We start from the raw sequence: 16,814 nt of genomic DNA, 5'->3' as shown, positions 1-16,814 counted from the left end.
GGGCTGTGCACCGCCGGGTGCACAGCCTGTGGATTACTTCTTCGTCTCGACCGCGTGACCGCCGAACTGGTTGCGCAGCGCGGCGATCATCTTCATCTGCGGCGAGTCGTCCTGACGCGACGCGAACCGCGCGAACAGCGACGCGGTGATCGCCGGCAGCGGTACGGCGTTGTCGATGGCGGCCTCGACGGTCCACCGGCCCTCGCCGGAGTCCGACGCGTAGCCGCGCAGCCGCTCCAGGTGCTCGTCCTCGTCGAGGGCGTTGACCGCGAGGTCGAGCAGCCATGAGCGGATGACGGTGCCTTCCTGCCAGGAGCGGAAGACCTCGCGGACGTCGGTGACGGAGTCGACCTTCTCCAGGAGCTCCCAGCCCTCGGCGTAGGCCTGCATCATGGCGTACTCGATGCCGTTGTGGACCATCTTCGCGAAGTGGCCGGCACCGACCTTGCCCGCGTGGACCGAACCGTGGGGACCCTCAGGCTTGAGGGCGTCGAAGATCGGCTGGACGCGGGCCACGTGCTCGGCGTCGCCGCCGTACATGAGCGCGTAGCCGTTCTCCAGGCCCCAGACGCCGCCGGAGACGCCGCAGTCGACGAAGCCGATGCCCTTGGCGGCGAGCTCCTCGGCGTGCTTCTCGTCGTCGGTCCAGCGGGAGTTGCCGCCGTCCACGACGACGTCGCCGGGCGACAGCAGGTTCGCCAGCTCGTCGATGGTGGACTGGGTCGCGGCGCCGGCCGGAACCATGACCCACACCACGCGCGGACCCTTGAGCTTGCCCACAAGCTCTTCGAGGCTGTGGACATCGGCGAGGTCCGGGTTGCGGTCGTATCCGATGACGGTGTGGCCTGCGCGGCGGATGCGCTCGCGCATGTTGCCGCCCATCTTGCCGAGACCGACGAGACCGAGCTCCATCAGAGATTCCTTAAGCGTCGTGTGCGGTTTACCCGGGTCCGAGCCTACGCCCGGACCCCGGCGCACACCTGTGGGGTCAGCCGCTCAGTCGTACCGGCATGATCAGGTACTTGTAGGCCTCGTCGGCCTCCGCGTCGACCGCCGGCCGGCCGCTCAGGAGGGCGGGCTTGGTGGAGGTCGTGAAGGAGAGCTGGGCGACCGGGGAGTCGATCGCGCTCAGGCCGTCCAGGAGGAAGGTCGGGTTGAAGGCGATCGAGATGTCGTCGCCTTCCAGCTGCGCGTCGACCCGCTCCACAGCCTGTGCGTCGTCGCTGGAGCCGGCCTCCAGGATGAGCACGCCCTGCTCGAAGCTGAGCCGGACCGGGGTGTTGCGCTCGGCGACCAGGGCCACGCGCTTGACGGCCTCGACGAAGGGCGCGGTCTCGATCACCGCGATCGAGTTGAACTCGGTGGGGAAGAGCGTCCGGTACTTCGGCAGGTCGCCTTCGAGCAGGCGGGTGGTGGTGCGGCGGCCCGCGCCCTCGAAACCGATCAGGCCCTCGCCCTTGCCGGAGCCGGAGAGCGCCAGGGTGACGGTGTCGCCGCTGGTCAGGGCCTTGGCCGTGTCCAGGAGCGTCTTGGCGGGCACCAGGGCGACGGCCGAGGCGTCCGGCGACTCCGGCTTCCACAGGAACTCGCGGACGGCGAAGCGGTAGCGGTCGGTGGAGGCCAGGGTGACCGTGTCGCCCTCGATCTCGATGCGCACACCGGTGAGGACGGGCAGCGTGTCGTCACGGCCGGCGGCGATGGCCACCTGGGCGGCGGCGGCCGCGAAGACCTCGCCGGGGACGGTGCCGGTCGCGGTGGGCATCTCCGGCAGCGCCGGGTACTCCTCCACGGGCAGGGTGTGGAGGGTGAAGCGGGAGGTGCCGCAGACCACGGTCGCCCGTACACCGTCCGTGGAGATCTCCACAGGGCGGTTGGGAAGGGCGCGGCAGATGTCGGCGAGCAGGCGGCCGGAGACCAGGACCGTGCCGTCCTCCTCGACCTCGGCCTCGACGGAGACCCGGGCCGAGACCTCGTAGTCGAAGCTGGAGAAGCTCAGCGCGCCGTCCTCGGCCTTCAGCAGAAGGCCCGCGAGTACGGGCGCCGGCGGACGGGCCGGAAGGCTGCGGGCCACCCACGCCACCGCCTCCGCGAGTACATCGCGCTCCACCCGGATCTTCACCGGAACCGCCTCCTGCTTGTTGCTGGCTCTTCGTCGACTGCGGGAACCAGTCTGACGTACGCCGCCGACACTCGGTGCGGCTCGGGGTCAAGTCGGGACAAGAGCCGGTCGAGGCTCCGGGCTCGAGTTGTGCACAGGTCCCACTTCGAAGCGGATTCCGGGCTAACTATGAGTGGGAGTAGTAGTAGGGCCTGTGGAAACCGTGGATAACGTCGTCCACGCAGGTCAGACCCAGTTTTTTGTCCACTGCCCCTGTGGGTGACACCGGTGGACAACCGGGGTGCTCTGTGGACACGCGAAAGTTCTGCACACCCGATTCACAGGCCATGGGGAGTTCTCCCCAGTGCTGTCCCCAGCTTTCCCCCGGTTCCCCACAGCCCAAACGTCTCCCTTGGTGTGACGGCTTTCACTCGGCCCGGTGAGGGCGGGCGTTTCGTTGCCGAACAGTGGACAGCGGTGTGGAGAAGCTGTGGGCAACCACCCCCAGCCTGTGGGTTGCCCGTGGACAACCGAGCGGAGCCCCTGTGGACGAAACTTCTGTCCACAGCCTGTGGAGATCGTTTGCCAACAATTCCACACCCCTCTGACCTGGGCAGACGGAGTGTGGCCAGGTCAGCCTGTGGATGCGATCCGGATAACTCCGCAGTCCCCACCCTGTGGACGGGAGATCATCCCGCAATCTGTGGAGAACCCGCCACCGGAACGGAGTAATCGAACAGCGGCCAGACGGGCGACGAGGTCCCGGAACGCCGAAGGGCGCCCCGGGAGGTGCCCCGGAGCGCCCTTCGGAGGGTCGCGTACGGCGTTCTCAGCCGTTCTTGATGCGGTTGGTGAGCTCGGTGACCTGGTTGTAGATCGAGCGCCGCTCGGCCATCAGCGCGCGGATCTTGCGGTCCGCGTGCATCACGGTCGTGTGGTCGCGGCCGCCGAACTGCGCGCCGATCTTCGGCAGCGACAGGTCCGTGAGCTCCCGGCACAGGTACATGGCGATCTGCCGGGCCGTCACCAGGACGCGGCTGCGCGAGGAGCCGCACAGGTCCTCCACCGTCAGACCGAAGTAGTCCGCCGTCGACGCCATGATCGCGCCGGCGGTGATCTCCGGAGCGGAGTCCTCGCCGCCCGGGATGAGGTCCTTGAGGACGATCTCGGTGAGCCCGAGGTCCACCGGCTGCCGGTTGAGGCTCGCGAACGCGGTCACCCGGATCAGCGCGCCCTCCAGCTCGCGGATGTTCCGCGAGATCCGGGAGGCGATGAACTCCAGCACCTCCGGCGGGGCGTTGAGCTGCTCCTGGACCGCCTTCTTGCGGAGGATCGCGATGCGCGTCTCCAGCTCGGGCGGCTGCACATCGGTGGTCAGTCCCCACTCGAAGCGGTTGCGCAGGCGGTCCTCCAGGGTCACCAGCTGCCGGGGCGGCCGGTCCGAGGACAGCACGATCTGCTTGTTGGCGTTGTGGAGCGTGTTGAAGGTGTGGAAGAACTCCTCCTGCGTCGACTCCTTGCTCGCGAGGAACTGGATGTCGTCGACCAGGAGGATGTCCACATCGCGGTAGCGCTTGCGGAAGGCGTCGCCCTTGCCGTCGCGGATCGAGTTGATGAACTCGTTGGTGAACTCCTCCGAGCTCACGTACCGCACCCGGGTGCCCGGGTAGAGGCTCCGCGCGTAGTGCCCGATGGCGTGCAGCAGGTGGGTCTTGCCGAGCCCCGACTCCCCGTAGATGAAGAGCGGGTTGTACGCCTTCGCCGGCGCCTCGGCCACCGCGACGGCGGCCGCGTGGGCGAAGCGGTTCGAGGAACCGATGACGAAGGTGTCGAAGAGATAGCGCGGGTTCAGCCGCGCGTGCTGCTCACCGGGAGCGCCGGACCCGGCGCCCTGCCCGGACGAGGAGCCGCCCATGCCCGGCGCTCCGCCGACTCCCGGCCGGTGGCCCGTGCCGGGACCACCGTGACCCGGGCCGCCGGAGCCCTCGGGACCGGAGAGCTCCGCCCGGTCGGAGCGCTGCTGCTCGTACGCGGGGCGCTCGTCGTACCGCGGCTGCTGGGGCTGCTGCGGGCGGGCCGTCGCGTACGGATCCCGCTCCTGGAAACCGCCGAGCCGCTGCTGCTGCCAGGTGATCTCCTCCTGGGCGCGCGGCCAGACGCCGGGGTCGGGGCGCTGCTGCTGGTACTCGGGGTAGGCGGGGCGGGCGGTCGGCAGACCGTCGTCCGGCATCGGACGCCCGTACTCGTCGTACTTCTCGTACGGCTTGTCGTAGGAGTCGTACTTTCCGTACGGCTGCTGGGCGGGCCGGCCCTGCGGCGCCGGCGGGGCCGGCTCGCCGGCGGAGTCGTCGACGGTGATCGCGATCCGGATGGGCCGGCCGCAGGCGCGGCTGAGGGCCTCGCTGATCAGCGGGGCGAGGCGGCCTTCGAGGACCTGCTTGCCGTACTCGTTGGGCACCGCGAGCAGCGCGGTGTCGGCCACCAGTGCGAGTGGCTGGCAGCGCTCGATCCACTGCTTGTCCTTGGGCTCGATGCCCTGGCCTTCGCCGAGGAGCTGTTCCAGCACGCGTGGCCACACTGCGGCAAGATCGGCAGGTACGTCAGCCACGGGGCACGCTTCCTCGCAGGTCCCACGAATGTGTGGTTCTCGGGACGGTGGGTCGAAGTCCGTTAGGACAGGTAAGGACAGAAGGGAAAAGGTTGCGGAGTCCAGCCACGGTAGTCGCGGCGGCTGACGTGGTTCAAGTTGTTGTCCACAGCCTGTGCACAATGGGGGGTGACGACAGGTCGGTTTGACCGGATGGCGTAGCCGCGCGTACCGTAACCAGGTCGAGTTGTCGATGGCTGCTGCCGCCTGCCTCCGATGGGCAAAGATCACCCTAGGTGATCGCGAAGCGGTGCACTCGGGCGTATTGCGAGCTACTCGTGGGCGCACGGTGACAGCCAGGCGATGTCCCGCCACCACCCGAATCATTTCTGGAGCCCCCGAGTGAGCAAGCGCACCTTCCAGCCGAACAACCGTCGTCGCGCGAAGACCCACGGCTTCCGCCTGCGCATGCGTACCCGTGCCGGTCGCGCCATCCTGGCCGCCCGTCGTGGCAAGGGTCGCGCCCGCCTGTCCGCCTGATCCGCGTACAGGTCATGACGTGCTGCCTACCGAGAATCGGCTGAGGCGGCGCGAGGACTTCGCGACCGCGGTACGCAGAGGACGCCGGGCCGGACGCCCGCTCCTCGTCGTCCATCTACGCAGCGGTGCAACGGACCCGCACGCGCCTGGGGAGAGCGCTCCCCCGACGCGTGCGGGTTTCGTCGTGAGCAAGGCCGTAGGCGGCGCGGTCGTCCGCAACCAGGTGAAGCGTCGTCTGCGCCATCTCATGCGCGAGCGGCTCACCGAGCCGCCCCCCGGTAGCCTGGTGGTCGTACGGGCGTTGCCCGGAGCCGGTGACGCCGACCACGCCCAGCTGGCCCGAGACCTGGACGCCGCTCTCCAGCGGCTGCTGGGAGGGGGCACGCGATGAAGTACCCGCTGCTGGCTCTCATCAAGTTGTACCAGTGGACGATCAGCCCTCTCCTGGGCCCTGTCTGCCGGTACTACCCGTCGTGTTCCCACTACGGATTCACGGCCATCGACCGGCATGGCGCGATCAAGGGCACGGCCCTGACCGCCTGGCGCATCCTGCGGTGCAATCCGTGGTCGCCGGGCGGCGTGGACCATGTCCCCGCGCGCAAGCGGCCGCGCTGGCACGAGATGCTCAGGAACGCGCTGCGCGGCGACCAGGGCGGGATCTCCGCCGAGACGAGCCCGGCCGCAGAGACCTCGCCCAATGCTCAAGGAGCCTGATTAGTGGACACGATTGCCAGTCTGTTCAGCTTCATCACCTGGCCCGTTTCCTGGGTCATCGTCCAGTTCCACAAGTTGTACGGGGCGATCTTCGGCCCCGACACGGGCTGGGCCTGGGGTCTGTCCATCGTGTCCCTGGTGGTGCTGATCCGTATCTGCCTGATCCCGCTCTTCGTGAAGCAGATCAAGGCGACCCGGAACATGCAGGCGCTCCAGCCGAAGATGAAGGCGATCCAGGAGCGCTACAAGAGCGACAAGCAGCGTCAGTCCGAAGAGATGATGAAGCTGTACAAGGAGACGGGCACCAACCCGCTCTCCTCGTGCCTTCCCATCCTGGCGCAGTCGCCGTTCTTCTTCGCGCTGTACCACGTACTGAGCAAGATCGCCTCCGGCGACAAGATCGGTGCCCTGAACCAGCAGCTGGTCGACAGCGCGCGTGAGGCGCACATCTTCGGCGCCCCGATCGCGGCGAAGTTCATGGACACCCCGGAGAAGGTCGAGGCCCTCAACGCCTCGCTGACCGACGTCCGCATCGTCACCGCGGTCATGATCGTCCTGATGTCGGCCTCGCAGTTCTTCACCCAGCGCCAGCTGATGATGAAGAACGTCGACCTCACGGTGAAGACGCCGTACATGCAGCAGCAGAAGATGCTCATGTACATCTTCCCGGTGATCTTCGCCGTCATGGGCATCAACTTCCCCGTCGGTGTCCTCGTCTACTGGCTGACCACCAACGTGTGGACCATGGGCCAGCAGATGTACGTGATCAACCAGAACCCGACGCCGGGCAGCAAGGCCCAGGACGCCTACCTGCAGCGCCTGCTCAAGAGCGTCACCCAGCACGGTGAGGTCCGTGGCCGCGGCCGCAAGCGGGTCGTCAAGGACATCGTCGCCAAGGGCTCGGACCGCAACGAGAACGAGCGCCGCTTCTTCGCGGGCCTGGCCAAGGCCGGCTTCGCTGCCCAGGCCGACGGCACCGTGGTCAAGAGCGACACCGTCTCCGCCGAGGCGGAGGGCGGCGCCGGCACCCGGCGCCAGCAGCCCAAGCGCCAGACCAAGGCCCAGCGCCAGGCCGCGGCCGCCCAGCAGGCGAAGGAGGCCGAGGACGCGACCCTGTCCGTCGAGGCCACGCCCGAGGACAAGCCGGCTCCGTCGCTGGAGAAGGGTCCCAAGCCGCAGGCGAAGGGCGCCAAGCCCGGAGCCCAGGACGCGGCCGACAAGCCGGCACGGCCGAGCCGGGCCAACTCCGGTGGCGCCCGTCAGGGCAAGTCCGGCCAGCGCAAGGGCCCGCAGCGGCCCAAGCACCCCTCCTCCAAGAAGTAAGCCTCCACGAAGCAAGAAGGAGTCCATCCGTGACGGAAGGCATCACCTCCGCCGCCGAGGGTGGCGACACCCTGACCCGCCTGGAGCAGGAGGGTGAGATCGCTGCCGACTACCTCGAGGGCCTGCTCGACATCGCCGACCTCGACGGTGACATCGACATGGACGTCGAGGCGGACCGTGCGTCGGTCTCGATCATCAGCGATTCCGGCAGCCGCGACCTGCAGAAGCTCGTCGGCCGCGACGGAGAGGTGCTGGAGGCCCTTCAGGAGCTGACCCGGCTCGCCGTGCACCGCGAGACCGGTGACCGCAGCCGGCTGATGCTCGACATCGCGGGCTTCCGGGCCAGGAAGCGGACGGAGCTGGCCCAGCTCGGCGCCAAGGCCGCGGACGAGGTCAAGTCCTCCGGTCAGCCGGTCAAGCTGGACCCGATGACGCCGTTCGAGCGGAAGGTCGTGCACGACGCGGTCGCCGCCGCCGGCCTGCGCAGCGAGTCCGAGGGCGAGGAGCCGCAGCGCTTCGTCGTCGTGCTCCCTGCCTGATCCCTCTCGTAGAGTCGGCCCCGTCTGTTCGCAGGCGGGGCCGAACTTTGTCAGCCTGATAGTCAGCCACCACAGTGCGCTCGCGCGGTACGCGTGCGGTACGGAAGGACGGTTCCCCGTGACGGAGGCAGCGGAGCTTCCCCAGGCGCCGGAGCAGGCGCAGACGGTCTTCGGCGAGTACTTCCCCGAGGCGGTCCGGTATGCGGAGCTCCTGGCGGACGCAGGGGTCAAGCGGGGTCTCATCGGCCCCCGCGAGGTGCCCCGGCTGTGGGAGCGGCATCTGCTGAACTGTGCCGTGCTCTCCGAGGTCGTCCCGGAGGGCGTCACCGTCTGCGACGTCGGCTCCGGTGCCGGTCTGCCCGGCATTCCCCTGGCCCTGGTCCGCCGCGATCTCAAGATCACTCTCCTGGAGCCCCTGCTCCGTCGTACGACCTTCCTCCAGGAGGCCGTCGAATTGCTCGGCCTCGACCACGTGACCGTGGTCCGTGGCCGTGCCGAGGAGATGCTGGGCAAGCTACCGTCCGTGCACGTCGTCACGGCGCGGGCCGTGGCGCCGCTCGACCGGCTGGCCGGCTGGGGTGTCCCGCTGCTGCGTCCCTACGGCGAGATGCTCGCGCTCAAGGGCGACACGGCGGAGGAGGAGATCGTCGGTGCCCGTGCCGCACTCTCCAAGCTCGGTGTGGTCGAGGCTTCGGTGCTGCACGTGGGTGAGGGAGTGGTCGACCCGCTGACCACCGTGGTCCGGGTCGAGGTCGGTGAGAGCCCCGGCGGTGTGAGGTTCGCCGCCAAGCGCGCCAAGGCGGCCCGGCCCAGCCGGCCCCGGCGACGTCGCTGAGCCTTTCCGGTCCGTACCCGCTGATCCGTACAAGCTGCGATACGTACAGATTTCGGAGTGTCGAGCGGTCCCGGCCCTGCGGCGCGTGCATCGTGTTTCACGTGAAACGTCGCTCACTGCTGCAGGGGATCATCAGCCGCGGCCGCGCGGCTGGCACGCCCTGGGACCGCAAGCCTCCGGCGAAGCCCCCCGTGAGGGTTAAGGGGTTGTCCACAGAGGTGGATTCATCCACAGAACCACGGGCCTCGCTGGTTCACGACCCCGAAAGCATGGCAGGCTCTGTGCATCGCGAGCCTGAAGCCGAGGAGAGTGAATCCTTGCGGTCCGACGCCAACATCGCGGGACCGATGACCGATCCGGTCCCCGGTCCCCGAACCGAATCGGTAGGGGCGGATGTTTCACGTGAAACACCGCCTCCGATGGACGACACCCCCATCGGTCGTGCAGCCCAGCTGGCCGTAGAAGCCCTGGGCCGTGCGGGTGAGGGACTTCCCCGGCCCGCGCAGACCCGCGTGATGGTGGTCGCCAACCAGAAGGGCGGCGTGGGCAAGACGACCACGACGGTCAACCTTGCCGCCTCCCTCGCCCTCCACGGCGCCCGCGTCCTGGTCATCGACCTCGACCCGCAGGGCAACGCCTCGACGGCGCTGGGCATCGACCACCATGCCGAGGTGCCCTCGATCTACGACGTTCTCGTGGAGAGCAGGCCGCTCTCCGAGGTCGTCCAGCCCGTCCGGGATGTCGAGGGACTCTTCTGCGCCCCCGCCACGATCGATCTCGCCGGTGCCGAGATCGAGCTGGTGTCCTTGGTGGCGCGGGAGAGCCGCCTGCAGCGAGCGATCCAGGCGTACGAGCAGCCGCTCGACTACATCCTGATCGACTGCCCGCCCTCGCTCGGCCTGCTGACGGTCAACGCCCTCGTGGCGGGGGCCGAGGTGCTGATCCCCATCCAGTGCGAGTACTACGCCCTGGAGGGCCTCGGCCAGCTGCTGCGGAACGTCGACCTCGTCCGCGGGCACCTCAATCCCGCCCTGCACGTCTCGACGATCCTCCTCACCATGTACGACGGCCGGACGAGGCTTGCCTCGCAGGTCGCCGAAGAGGTGCGCAGCCACTTCGGCGAGGAGGTCCTGAAGACCAGCATCCCGCGGTCCGTGCGCATCTCGGAGGCACCGAGCTACGGACAGACCGTGCTGACCTACGACCCGGGCTCCAGCGGCGCCCTGTCGTATCTCGAAGCGGCGCGCGAGATCGCGCTGCGCGGTGTCGATCTTCACTATGACGCCACCCAGGCCCATGGGGGACACCCGCACCTGGGCCACCAGAACAGCCAGCGAATGTCGGAGGGGATCCAGTGAGCGAGCGACGTAGGGGGCTGGGGCGTGGGCTCGGTGCGCTGATCCCCGCTGCTCCCCAGGAACGAGAGGTGCCGGTCGTCGGGGTGGGCTCCGCTCCGGCCATGACCTCCCCCGGCGCCATTCCGGCGCTCGGCTCCGAGCGCGGCGTGGCGGCGGCGAAGCTGGCGACCCTTCCGGCGAGCCCGCAGTCCCCGGACTCCGTGGTGCCGGTGGCCGAGACCGAACCGCCGGCTCCGGAGGCCCCCGCCGGGGCGCACTTCGCGGAGCTGCCGCTGGACTCCATCACCCCGAACCCGCGCCAGCCGCGTGAGGTCTTCGACGAGGACGCCCTGGCCGAGCTGATCACCTCCATCAAGGAGGTCGGTCTGCTTCAGCCGGTCGTCGTCCGCCAGCTGGGCCCCGAGCGCTACGAGCTCATCATGGGCGAGCGCCGCTGGCGTGCCTGCCGTGAGGCCGGCCTGGAGCGGATCCCGGCCATCGTCCGGGCCACCGAGGACGACAAGCTGCTGCTCGACGCCCTGCTGGAGAACCTGCACCGGGCGCAGCTGAACCCGCTGGAAGAGGCAGCCGCCTACGACCAGCTCCTCAAGGACTTCAACTGCACCCATGACCAGCTGGCCGACCGGATCGGACGCTCGCGTCCGCAGGTCTCCAACACACTGCGTCTGCTGCGGCTCTCCCCGCCCGTGCAGCGCCGGGTGGCCGCCGGGGTCCTCTCGGCCGGGCACGCCCGTGCGCTGCTCTCCGTGGACGATGCGGAGACGCAGGACAAGCTGGCCTACCGGATCGTCGCCGAGGGCCTCTCTGTGCGGGCCGTGGAGGAGATCGTCGCGGTGATGGGGTCGGAGCCCTCGTCGCCGGTCAAGCCCAAGGGGCCGCGCGCGGGCACCCGCGTCTCCCCGGCTCTGCGGGACCTGGCGACCCGGCTTTCGGACCGCTTCGAGACCCGGGTGAAGGTCGACCTGGGCCAGAAGAAGGGCAAGATCACCGTCGAGTTCGCCTCGATGGAGGACCTGGAGCGGATCCTCGCGACGTTGGCCCCGGGTGAGGGGCGGGTCCTGGATCAGGGCGCCTCGGAGGACAGCCCCGAGCAAGGCTCCGAGGACTGAGCCAGCTGTGCGTCCCAGGGCGGGGCGTGTTCCGGCATGAGCCGGGACACGCCCCGCCCTTTGCCTGTCTGCGGTATCGCCCTGATCCGCTCGTCGTTACGATTCTGTGAGGCGTATTCGTACAGCGATGGCCGAGGGAAGCGAGGAGCAGCCGTGGGGCGTCGGCTCGTACCGCTCACGCTGGACAACCTTCCGGATCTCCCCAAGCGATGTCGTTCCTGTGTCTTCTGGGAACTTGATCCGGTGAGTGGGGAGGCCGCCGTGAAGGCGGGTCGCCCCGAGCTGGAGAAGGAGGCATGGATCTCCGCCGTGCTCCTTGAATGGGGCTCCTGCGGCCGGGTGGTCTATGTCGACGAGGTTCCGGTCGGGTTCGTGCTGTACGCGCCGCCGGCGTATGTGCCCCGCTCCACCGCCTTTCCCACGAGTCCGGTCGCCGCGGATGCCGTGCAGCTGATGACGGCGTGGATCATGCCCGGGTATCAGGGGCAGGGCTTGGGACGGACCATGGTGCAGACGGTGGCGAAGGATCTGCTGCGGCGGGGCTTCAAGGCGATCGAGGCTTTCGGCGACGCGCGCTGGAAGGAGCCGGCCTGCGTGCTGCCCGCCGACCATCTGACGGCCGTGGGCTTCAAGACCGTGCGACCCCACCCGACCTTCCCGAGGCTGCGGCTCGAACTGAGGACGACGCTCTCCTGGAAGGAAGACGTCGAGATGGCCCTCGACAGGCTTCTCGGCGCGGTGCAGAAGGAACCGGTACTGCGGCCTCTCTGATCGAGGAGAGCGGCCGGACAGACGACAGCGGCCCGCCCCCTGAGAGGGGCGGGCCGCTGCTGTTTCACGTGAAACAGCGAGAACGTCAGGCCTTGGGCGCGATGAAGTCGGCCAGGTCGCGCTCGATGGCGGCCTTCGGCTTGGCGCCGACGATCGTCTTGGCGACGTCGCCGTCCTTGTAGACGTTCAGCGTCGGGATGGACATGACGCCGTACTTGGCGGCCGTGGCCGGGTTCTGGTCGATGTTGAGCTTCGCGACGATGATCTCGTCGTGCTCGGAGGCGATGGCCTCGAGCGACGGAGCGATCATGCGGCACGGGCCGCACCACTCGGCCCAGAAGTCCACGAGGACGGGCTTGTCGCTCTTGAGGACCTTCTCCTCGAAGTCAGCGTCGGTAACGGTGATAGTGGCGCCGGCCACGGCGGCCTCCTTCATCGGTGGGGTGTGAGGTGGGGAAGCGGGGGATCAGACCGCGGGGGTCTCGGCGAGGTTCTCGCTGTCGGTCAGCGCGGCGAGGAAGCGCTCGGCGTCGAGGGCCGCGGAGCAGCCGGTGCCGGCAGCGGTGATCGCCTGGCGGTAGGTGTGGTCGACGACGTCACCGGCGGCGAAGACGCCCGGGATGTTGGTGCGCGTCGAGGGGGCGTCGACCTTCAGGTAGCCCTCCTCGTCCAGCTCCAGCTGGCCCTTGAAGAGCTCGGTGCGCGGGTCGTGGCCCACGGCGATGAAGAGACCCGTGACCGGGAGCTCGCTGGTCTCGCCGGTCTTGGTGTTGCGCAGGGTCAGGCCGGTGAGCTTCTGCTCGCCGTGGATCTCGGCGACCTCGCTGTCCCATGCGAACTTGATCTTCGGGTCGGCGAAGGCGCGCTCCTGCATCGCCTTGGAGGCGCGCAGCGAGTCACGGCGGTGGACGATGGTGACCGACTTGGCGAAGCGGGAGAGGAAGGTCGCCTCCTCCATCGCGGTGTCGCCGCCGCCGACGACCGCGATGTCGTGCTCCTTGAAGAAGAAGCCGTCGCAGGTGGCGCACCAGGAGACGCCGCGTCCGGAGAGGGTGTCCTCGTTGGGCAGGCCGAGCTTGCGGTGCTGGGAGCCCGTGGTGACGATGACGGCCTTGGCGCGGTACACGGTGCCGGCGGTGTCCGTGACGGTCTTGATCTCACCGGTGAGGTCCACGGCGACGATGTCGTCCGGCACGAGCTCGGCGCCGAAGCGCTCCGCCTGGGCACGCATGTTGTCCATGAGGTCCGGGCCCATGATGCCGTCGCGGAAGCCGGGGAAGTTCTCCACGTCGGTCGTGTTCATCAGGGCGCCACCAGCGGTGACGGCTCCTTCGAAGACGAGCGGCTTCAGCGACGCGCGGGCCGTGTAGAGCGCAGCGGTGTAACCCGCGGGCCCGGAGCCGATGATGATCACGTTACGGACGTCGCTCACGGGTGTGTTCCTCGTCTCTGCAGACTGCCTACTGCCTACGGGGGGCGGTCGGATCGGTCACTGTCACCCCACCCAACCGATCCTAAGGGGCGTGCATTCCCGCGACGGCCGTCCGGCGTGGCGAAGAGGTCAGGAGCGAGGGACGGATTCCTGGAGGAGCACCTCGGCTGGGCCCTTCCCGGTGCCCGAGGCGCAGGAGGCGTCGAGGACGTAGGCCTGCACCCTGGAGCCGTCCGCGGTGTCGGGCAGGAGGACGAGATAGGCGCGTGTGCCCTGGTAGTCGCCCTGCTGGAAGGCGATGACCGGGTCCGTACGACCGGTCCCGGCCTTGACGCACTCGGGCAGGGCGGGGGGCTGGGCGCGCTTGTCCCCTACCCCGCCCTCGGCGGAGAGCGACGCGGGCGGCGCGCTGCGGTCCTCGGGGGCCTTGAAGACGCCGTTCTGCTGGAGGAGGGCCCGCACCGAGGACTCGACCGGTGCGCCCTCGAACTGGGCCGCGCTCGCGGCGGCGGCATCCGACCTGGTGTCGCCGGAGGTGTCGGCGTCACCGGCGGTCAGGGCTCCGGACTGGACGAAGAACAGGCTGAGGCCCAGGGCAGCGGCGCCGAAGGCGGCGCCGACGACCGCGACCCGGCGACGGGACCGGCGGGAGCGCCCCGGGCCCGTGGCAGCTGCGGGATGTCCTGCGGGTCGCGAGGCGACCGGCAGGGGGGCGGGAGTACGGCTGCGCGACGTTTCACGTGAAACATGCGCGTCGGTGTCGGGCGTCGGCGCGGTGGCGTCGAGGAGGGCCTCGGCGGCAAGGGCGGCATCGATGCGACCGGCGATCTCGGCAGGCATCCGGGGCGGCCCGGGAAGCGTGCCCAGCAGCCCCCGGATCTCCTCTAGGGAGGTCCGTACGTCGGCACAGAGCGAACAGCCGTCGAGGTGCTGCCGCACAGCGGCGGAGCGGGAGGGCGAGAGCAGCCCCTCGGTGAGGTCGGAGATCTCCGAGACGTCCGGGTGCTGAGCCGTGTCGGCCGTGGAAGTCACGCGCGCCCACCTCCGCCCTTCACAGCAGCTGTATTGCCTGGTCCGGTATCCGTCGATCCCGGTACCGCTGGGACGGATGCCCCCGGCGTCCGGTTCCTTCCCCGGTCGAGCAGTTCGTTACCCATCGCGTCGCCGCGCAGATGAGTGAGCATCGGCAGCAGCTTGGCCCGTCCGCGTGCACAGCGGCTCTTCACCGTCCCGGTGGGCACATCGAGGATACGAGCGGCCTCGGCGACCGGGTATCCCTGCATGTCGACGAGGACGAGTGCGGCGCGCTGCTCGGCGGGGAGCGTCGCGAGGGCGGCCAGGAGCTCGCGGTGGAGGTCTTGGCGCTCCGCCGGGGCCTCGGCCGACTCGTGCGGTTCGAGGAGCTGCTCGAACCGGGCGGTGTCGTCCACGGGCGAGGTCCGGCGCGACGCGGTCTTGCGGGCCCGGTCGAGACAGGCGTTCACCGTGATGCGGTGCAGCCAGGTCGTGACGGCCGACTGGCCCCGGAAGGTATGGGCCGCCCGGAAAGCCGACACGAGGGCGTCCTGGACGGCGTCAGCGGCCTCCTCGCGGTCTCCCAGCGTCCGCAGGGCCACCGCCCACAGCCGGTCGCGGTGACGGCGCACGAGCTCACCGAAGGCGTGCGGGTCGCCTGCCACGTGGCAGGCCAGGAGTTCCTGGTCGCTGCGCTCGTCGCGTATGGCGTCGTCCAACGGTGAGCACCTCCCCCCGGGTATGGCGTCAGCTGGTGATCTTGATGTCCGCGATCTCGCCCCGGTAACCGCCACCGCCGCTGGGCAGGTCGGTCAGCCAGACGAGAACGTAGCGCGTCTTCAGGGGCTTGGCGGGCTGGAGGGCCACCTGACTCCCGGACCCGGTGGCCTGTGTGGCGTAGTCACCGGGCTGCCCGGGGTAGGAGGAGGCGTTCTCCGGAGCCGTGCGCAGCTGGACCGACGTCGGACCCTGGAAGGCGACCTCGACCTTCGCGACCTGCTGGACCGTGCCGAGGTCGAGGACGATGCCGACGCCTTCCTTGAGGTTGCCGAACTTGGAGTAGCCGTCGTACCGCATGGTCTTCCATGTGGTGCCCGGGTCGCCGTCGTAGGCGTTCTTTATCTGGCCGGCGTTCTCCGCGCCGTCGCCGAGCGGGTCGAAGTCGTGCGCCTCGACGATCGCGACCGGCTTCCCGGTCGCCACCACGCCCTTCTGCTCCTCGTTCTTCGGCTCCTGCGTGGTCGGCTGGGGCTCGGTTCCGTTGTTCTGATCCAGGAGCCGGTCCGCGATCTGCCAGCTGCCCAGGCCCAGGGCGGCGATCAGGAGTGCCGACACGGCCCACTTGAGCGCCTTGCCGGTACGGCTCTGCAGCGGAGGCGGCGGCATCACCGTGGGCTGGGTGACGGCCGGCCGCGGCTGGGGGCGTCCGTACGTGCCCTGCTGGTAGGTGGTGCGCTGGTACTCGGGCGGGGCGGGCAGCGGGAACTCGGGCTCCGGCGGGCGGATGCGGGGCATCGCCGCGACGGCCTTGGCCAGCTCGTCGGGAGTGGTGCAGGGCGGCTCCTGGCGCGAGGCGGTGGCCCCGTCGTTCGCCAGGGCTCGCATGGCGATCTCCGACAGGCCGCGGTGGACGCCCGCCCGTACCTGGTCCGGAGCGAGCAGCCCGACGCCCTTGGGGAGGCCGGAGAGGCCGTACGCGTCGTTCTCGTACGGCCAGCGCTGGGTGAGCGCCGCGTACAGCAGGGCACCGATGGCTTCGGTGTCCGTGCGCTGCGGGCGTTCGACGCTGATGCCGCGCAGGGCGGCGTTCACGGCGAGGCCACGGATGCGGTACTGGCCGGTGGAGCTGCGCAGGACGGCACTGGGGGTGAGCCGGAGGTGGGAGAGACCTTCCCGGTGGGCGGCGGCCATGGCCTGGGAGACCTGGCTGACGAGCTGATAGGCGTCGTGGGGTTCCATCGGGCCGGCCGCGAGCAGCGCGGTCAGCTCCGTGGAGTCGGGGAGCCACTCGTGGACGACGTAGACCAGGTCGTTCTCCTCGACGGCGTCGAGGACCTGGACGAACCGGGGGTCGCCAAGGAGTGCCGCCGAGCGTGCCGCGGCGAGCACGGACCGGGCCCGGCTGTGGTCGGCGGGCAGGATGTGCACGCCCACGGCCCGGCGCAGTTTCTCGTCCACGGCACGCCAGCTGCTGAATCCGTCCAGACGGGTGACGCACTCCTCCAGCCTGTACCGCCTCGCCAGCTTGTGGCCGCTGTGCAGCTCCGGTGCCGTGATGGAGGGCTGTTCACCGCTCTGTCGTTCGACCGCCTTGTTCTCCGTGGCCTCGGCGGACGTGGCCGCCTTCTTCTGCGCTTCCGCCACCCCGTCGGTCGCGGCCTTGTCCGCCTTGGCGGTCAGCGGGTCTTCGCCGCTGTTGTCGGCCACGTCGACGGCAGCCGTGCTACGTTCCGCCACCGTCGTTCCTGCCTCCCCATCCGTTGCGCCACATCCA

At 69.5% G+C, this 16,814-nt stretch carries 17 protein-coding genes; 9 read left to right on the top strand and 8 right to left on the bottom strand.

Features of this window, described 5'->3' with window-relative positions:
* Positions 1–33: 33 nt before the first annotated feature.
* The 3 genes from gnd to dnaA all read right to left on the bottom strand — a co-directional run bounded on the left by gnd (position 34) and on the right by dnaA (position 4,706).
* The gene (gene gnd, locus ABD954_RS17135) at positions 34–912 is read right to left on the bottom strand and encodes a phosphogluconate dehydrogenase (NAD(+)-dependent, decarboxylating) (RefSeq protein WP_345486902.1); all 879 of its coding nucleotides are present in this window, start codon (positions 910–912) and stop codon (positions 34–36) included.
* Between the two features lie 76 nt (positions 913–988).
* Entirely contained in the window at positions 989–2,119 is a 1,131-nt protein-coding gene (dnaN, locus tag ABD954_RS17130; protein WP_345486901.1) for a DNA polymerase III subunit beta, read from the bottom strand.
* 808 nt (positions 2,120–2,927) lie between these two features.
* Positions 2,928–4,706, bottom strand: coding sequence for a chromosomal replication initiator protein DnaA (dnaA, locus tag ABD954_RS17125; RefSeq protein WP_345486900.1), 1,779 nt, complete (start codon positions 4,704–4,706; stop codon positions 2,928–2,930).
* Between the two features lie 381 nt (positions 4,707–5,087).
* Between dnaA and rpmH the strand changes: the two genes are divergently transcribed.
* The 9 genes from rpmH to ABD954_RS17080 all read left to right on the top strand — a co-directional run bounded on the left by rpmH (position 5,088) and on the right by ABD954_RS17080 (position 11,874).
* Entirely contained in the window at positions 5,088–5,225 is a 138-nt protein-coding gene (rpmH, locus tag ABD954_RS17120; RefSeq protein ID WP_125638610.1) for a 50S ribosomal protein L34, read from the top strand.
* Between the two features lie 19 nt (positions 5,226–5,244).
* Positions 5,245–5,616 (top strand): ribonuclease P protein component, encoded by a 372-nt coding sequence (gene rnpA, locus ABD954_RS17115; protein ID WP_345486899.1) that lies wholly within the window; start codon positions 5,245–5,247, stop codon positions 5,614–5,616.
* On the top strand, positions 5,613–5,939 hold the full coding sequence (gene yidD, locus ABD954_RS17110) for a membrane protein insertion efficiency factor YidD (RefSeq protein WP_345486898.1): 327 nt from the start codon (positions 5,613–5,615) through the stop codon (positions 5,937–5,939). Before rnpA ends, yidD begins: the two co-directional genes overlap by 4 nt.
* 3 nt (positions 5,940–5,942) lie before the next feature.
* Complete coding sequence (gene yidC, locus ABD954_RS17105; protein ID WP_345486897.1) at positions 5,943–7,262, top strand: membrane protein insertase YidC; 1,320 nt, start codon at positions 5,943–5,945, stop codon at positions 7,260–7,262.
* Between the two features lie 29 nt (positions 7,263–7,291).
* Positions 7,292–7,801 carry a Jag family protein gene (locus tag ABD954_RS17100; RefSeq protein ID WP_345486896.1) on the top strand — a complete coding sequence of 170 codons (510 nt, stop codon included), beginning with the start codon at positions 7,292–7,294 and terminating at the stop codon, positions 7,799–7,801.
* Positions 7,802–7,919: 118 nt separating this feature from the next.
* On the top strand, positions 7,920–8,636 hold the full coding sequence (rsmG, locus tag ABD954_RS17095; RefSeq protein WP_345486895.1) for a 16S rRNA (guanine(527)-N(7))-methyltransferase RsmG: 717 nt from the start codon (positions 7,920–7,922) through the stop codon (positions 8,634–8,636).
* Between the two features lie 269 nt (positions 8,637–8,905).
* Complete coding sequence (locus ABD954_RS17090; protein ID WP_345486894.1) at positions 8,906–9,994, top strand: ParA family protein; 1,089 nt, start codon at positions 8,906–8,908, stop codon at positions 9,992–9,994.
* On the top strand, positions 9,991–11,103 hold the full coding sequence (locus tag ABD954_RS17085) for a ParB/RepB/Spo0J family partition protein (RefSeq protein WP_345486893.1): 1,113 nt from the start codon (positions 9,991–9,993) through the stop codon (positions 11,101–11,103). The genes ABD954_RS17090 and ABD954_RS17085 overlap by 4 nt, the downstream gene beginning before the upstream one ends.
* A 153-nt stretch (positions 11,104–11,256) precedes the next feature.
* Positions 11,257–11,874 (top strand): GNAT family N-acetyltransferase, encoded by a 618-nt coding sequence (locus ABD954_RS17080; RefSeq protein ID WP_345486892.1) that lies wholly within the window; start codon positions 11,257–11,259, stop codon positions 11,872–11,874.
* Between the two features lie 85 nt (positions 11,875–11,959).
* On the opposite strand, the gene trxA is transcribed toward ABD954_RS17080, so the two are convergent.
* From trxA to ABD954_RS17055, 5 genes are all read right to left on the bottom strand, one after another.
* Positions 11,960–12,295: a thioredoxin gene (trxA, locus tag ABD954_RS17075; protein ID WP_345486891.1), complete on the bottom strand. Its 336-nt coding sequence runs from the start codon at positions 12,293–12,295 to the stop codon at positions 11,960–11,962.
* A gap of 45 nt (positions 12,296–12,340) precedes the next feature.
* On the bottom strand, positions 12,341–13,306 hold the full coding sequence (gene trxB, locus ABD954_RS17070) for a thioredoxin-disulfide reductase (protein ID WP_345486890.1): 966 nt from the start codon (positions 13,304–13,306) through the stop codon (positions 12,341–12,343).
* 129 nt (positions 13,307–13,435) lie between these two features.
* On the bottom strand, positions 13,436–14,338 hold the full coding sequence (locus tag ABD954_RS17065; RefSeq protein WP_345486889.1) for a zf-HC2 domain-containing protein: 903 nt from the start codon (positions 14,336–14,338) through the stop codon (positions 13,436–13,438).
* On the bottom strand, positions 14,335–15,039 hold the full coding sequence (gene sigM, locus ABD954_RS17060; protein WP_345486888.1) for an RNA polymerase sigma factor SigM: 705 nt from the start codon (positions 15,037–15,039) through the stop codon (positions 14,335–14,337). Before sigM ends, ABD954_RS17065 begins: the two co-directional genes overlap by 4 nt.
* 28 nt (positions 15,040–15,067) lie before the next feature.
* Complete coding sequence (locus ABD954_RS17055) at positions 15,068–16,777, bottom strand: protein kinase family protein (RefSeq protein ID WP_345486887.1); 1,710 nt, start codon at positions 16,775–16,777, stop codon at positions 15,068–15,070.
* Positions 16,778–16,814: the final 37 nt, after the last annotated feature.

Origin of the sequence: Streptomyces roseoviridis (assembly GCF_039535235.1) — a bacterium.
Taxonomy (GTDB): domain Bacteria; phylum Actinomycetota; class Actinomycetes; order Streptomycetales; family Streptomycetaceae; genus Streptomyces; species Streptomyces roseoviridis.
This window is presented reverse-complemented; position numbering and strand designations above follow the sequence as displayed.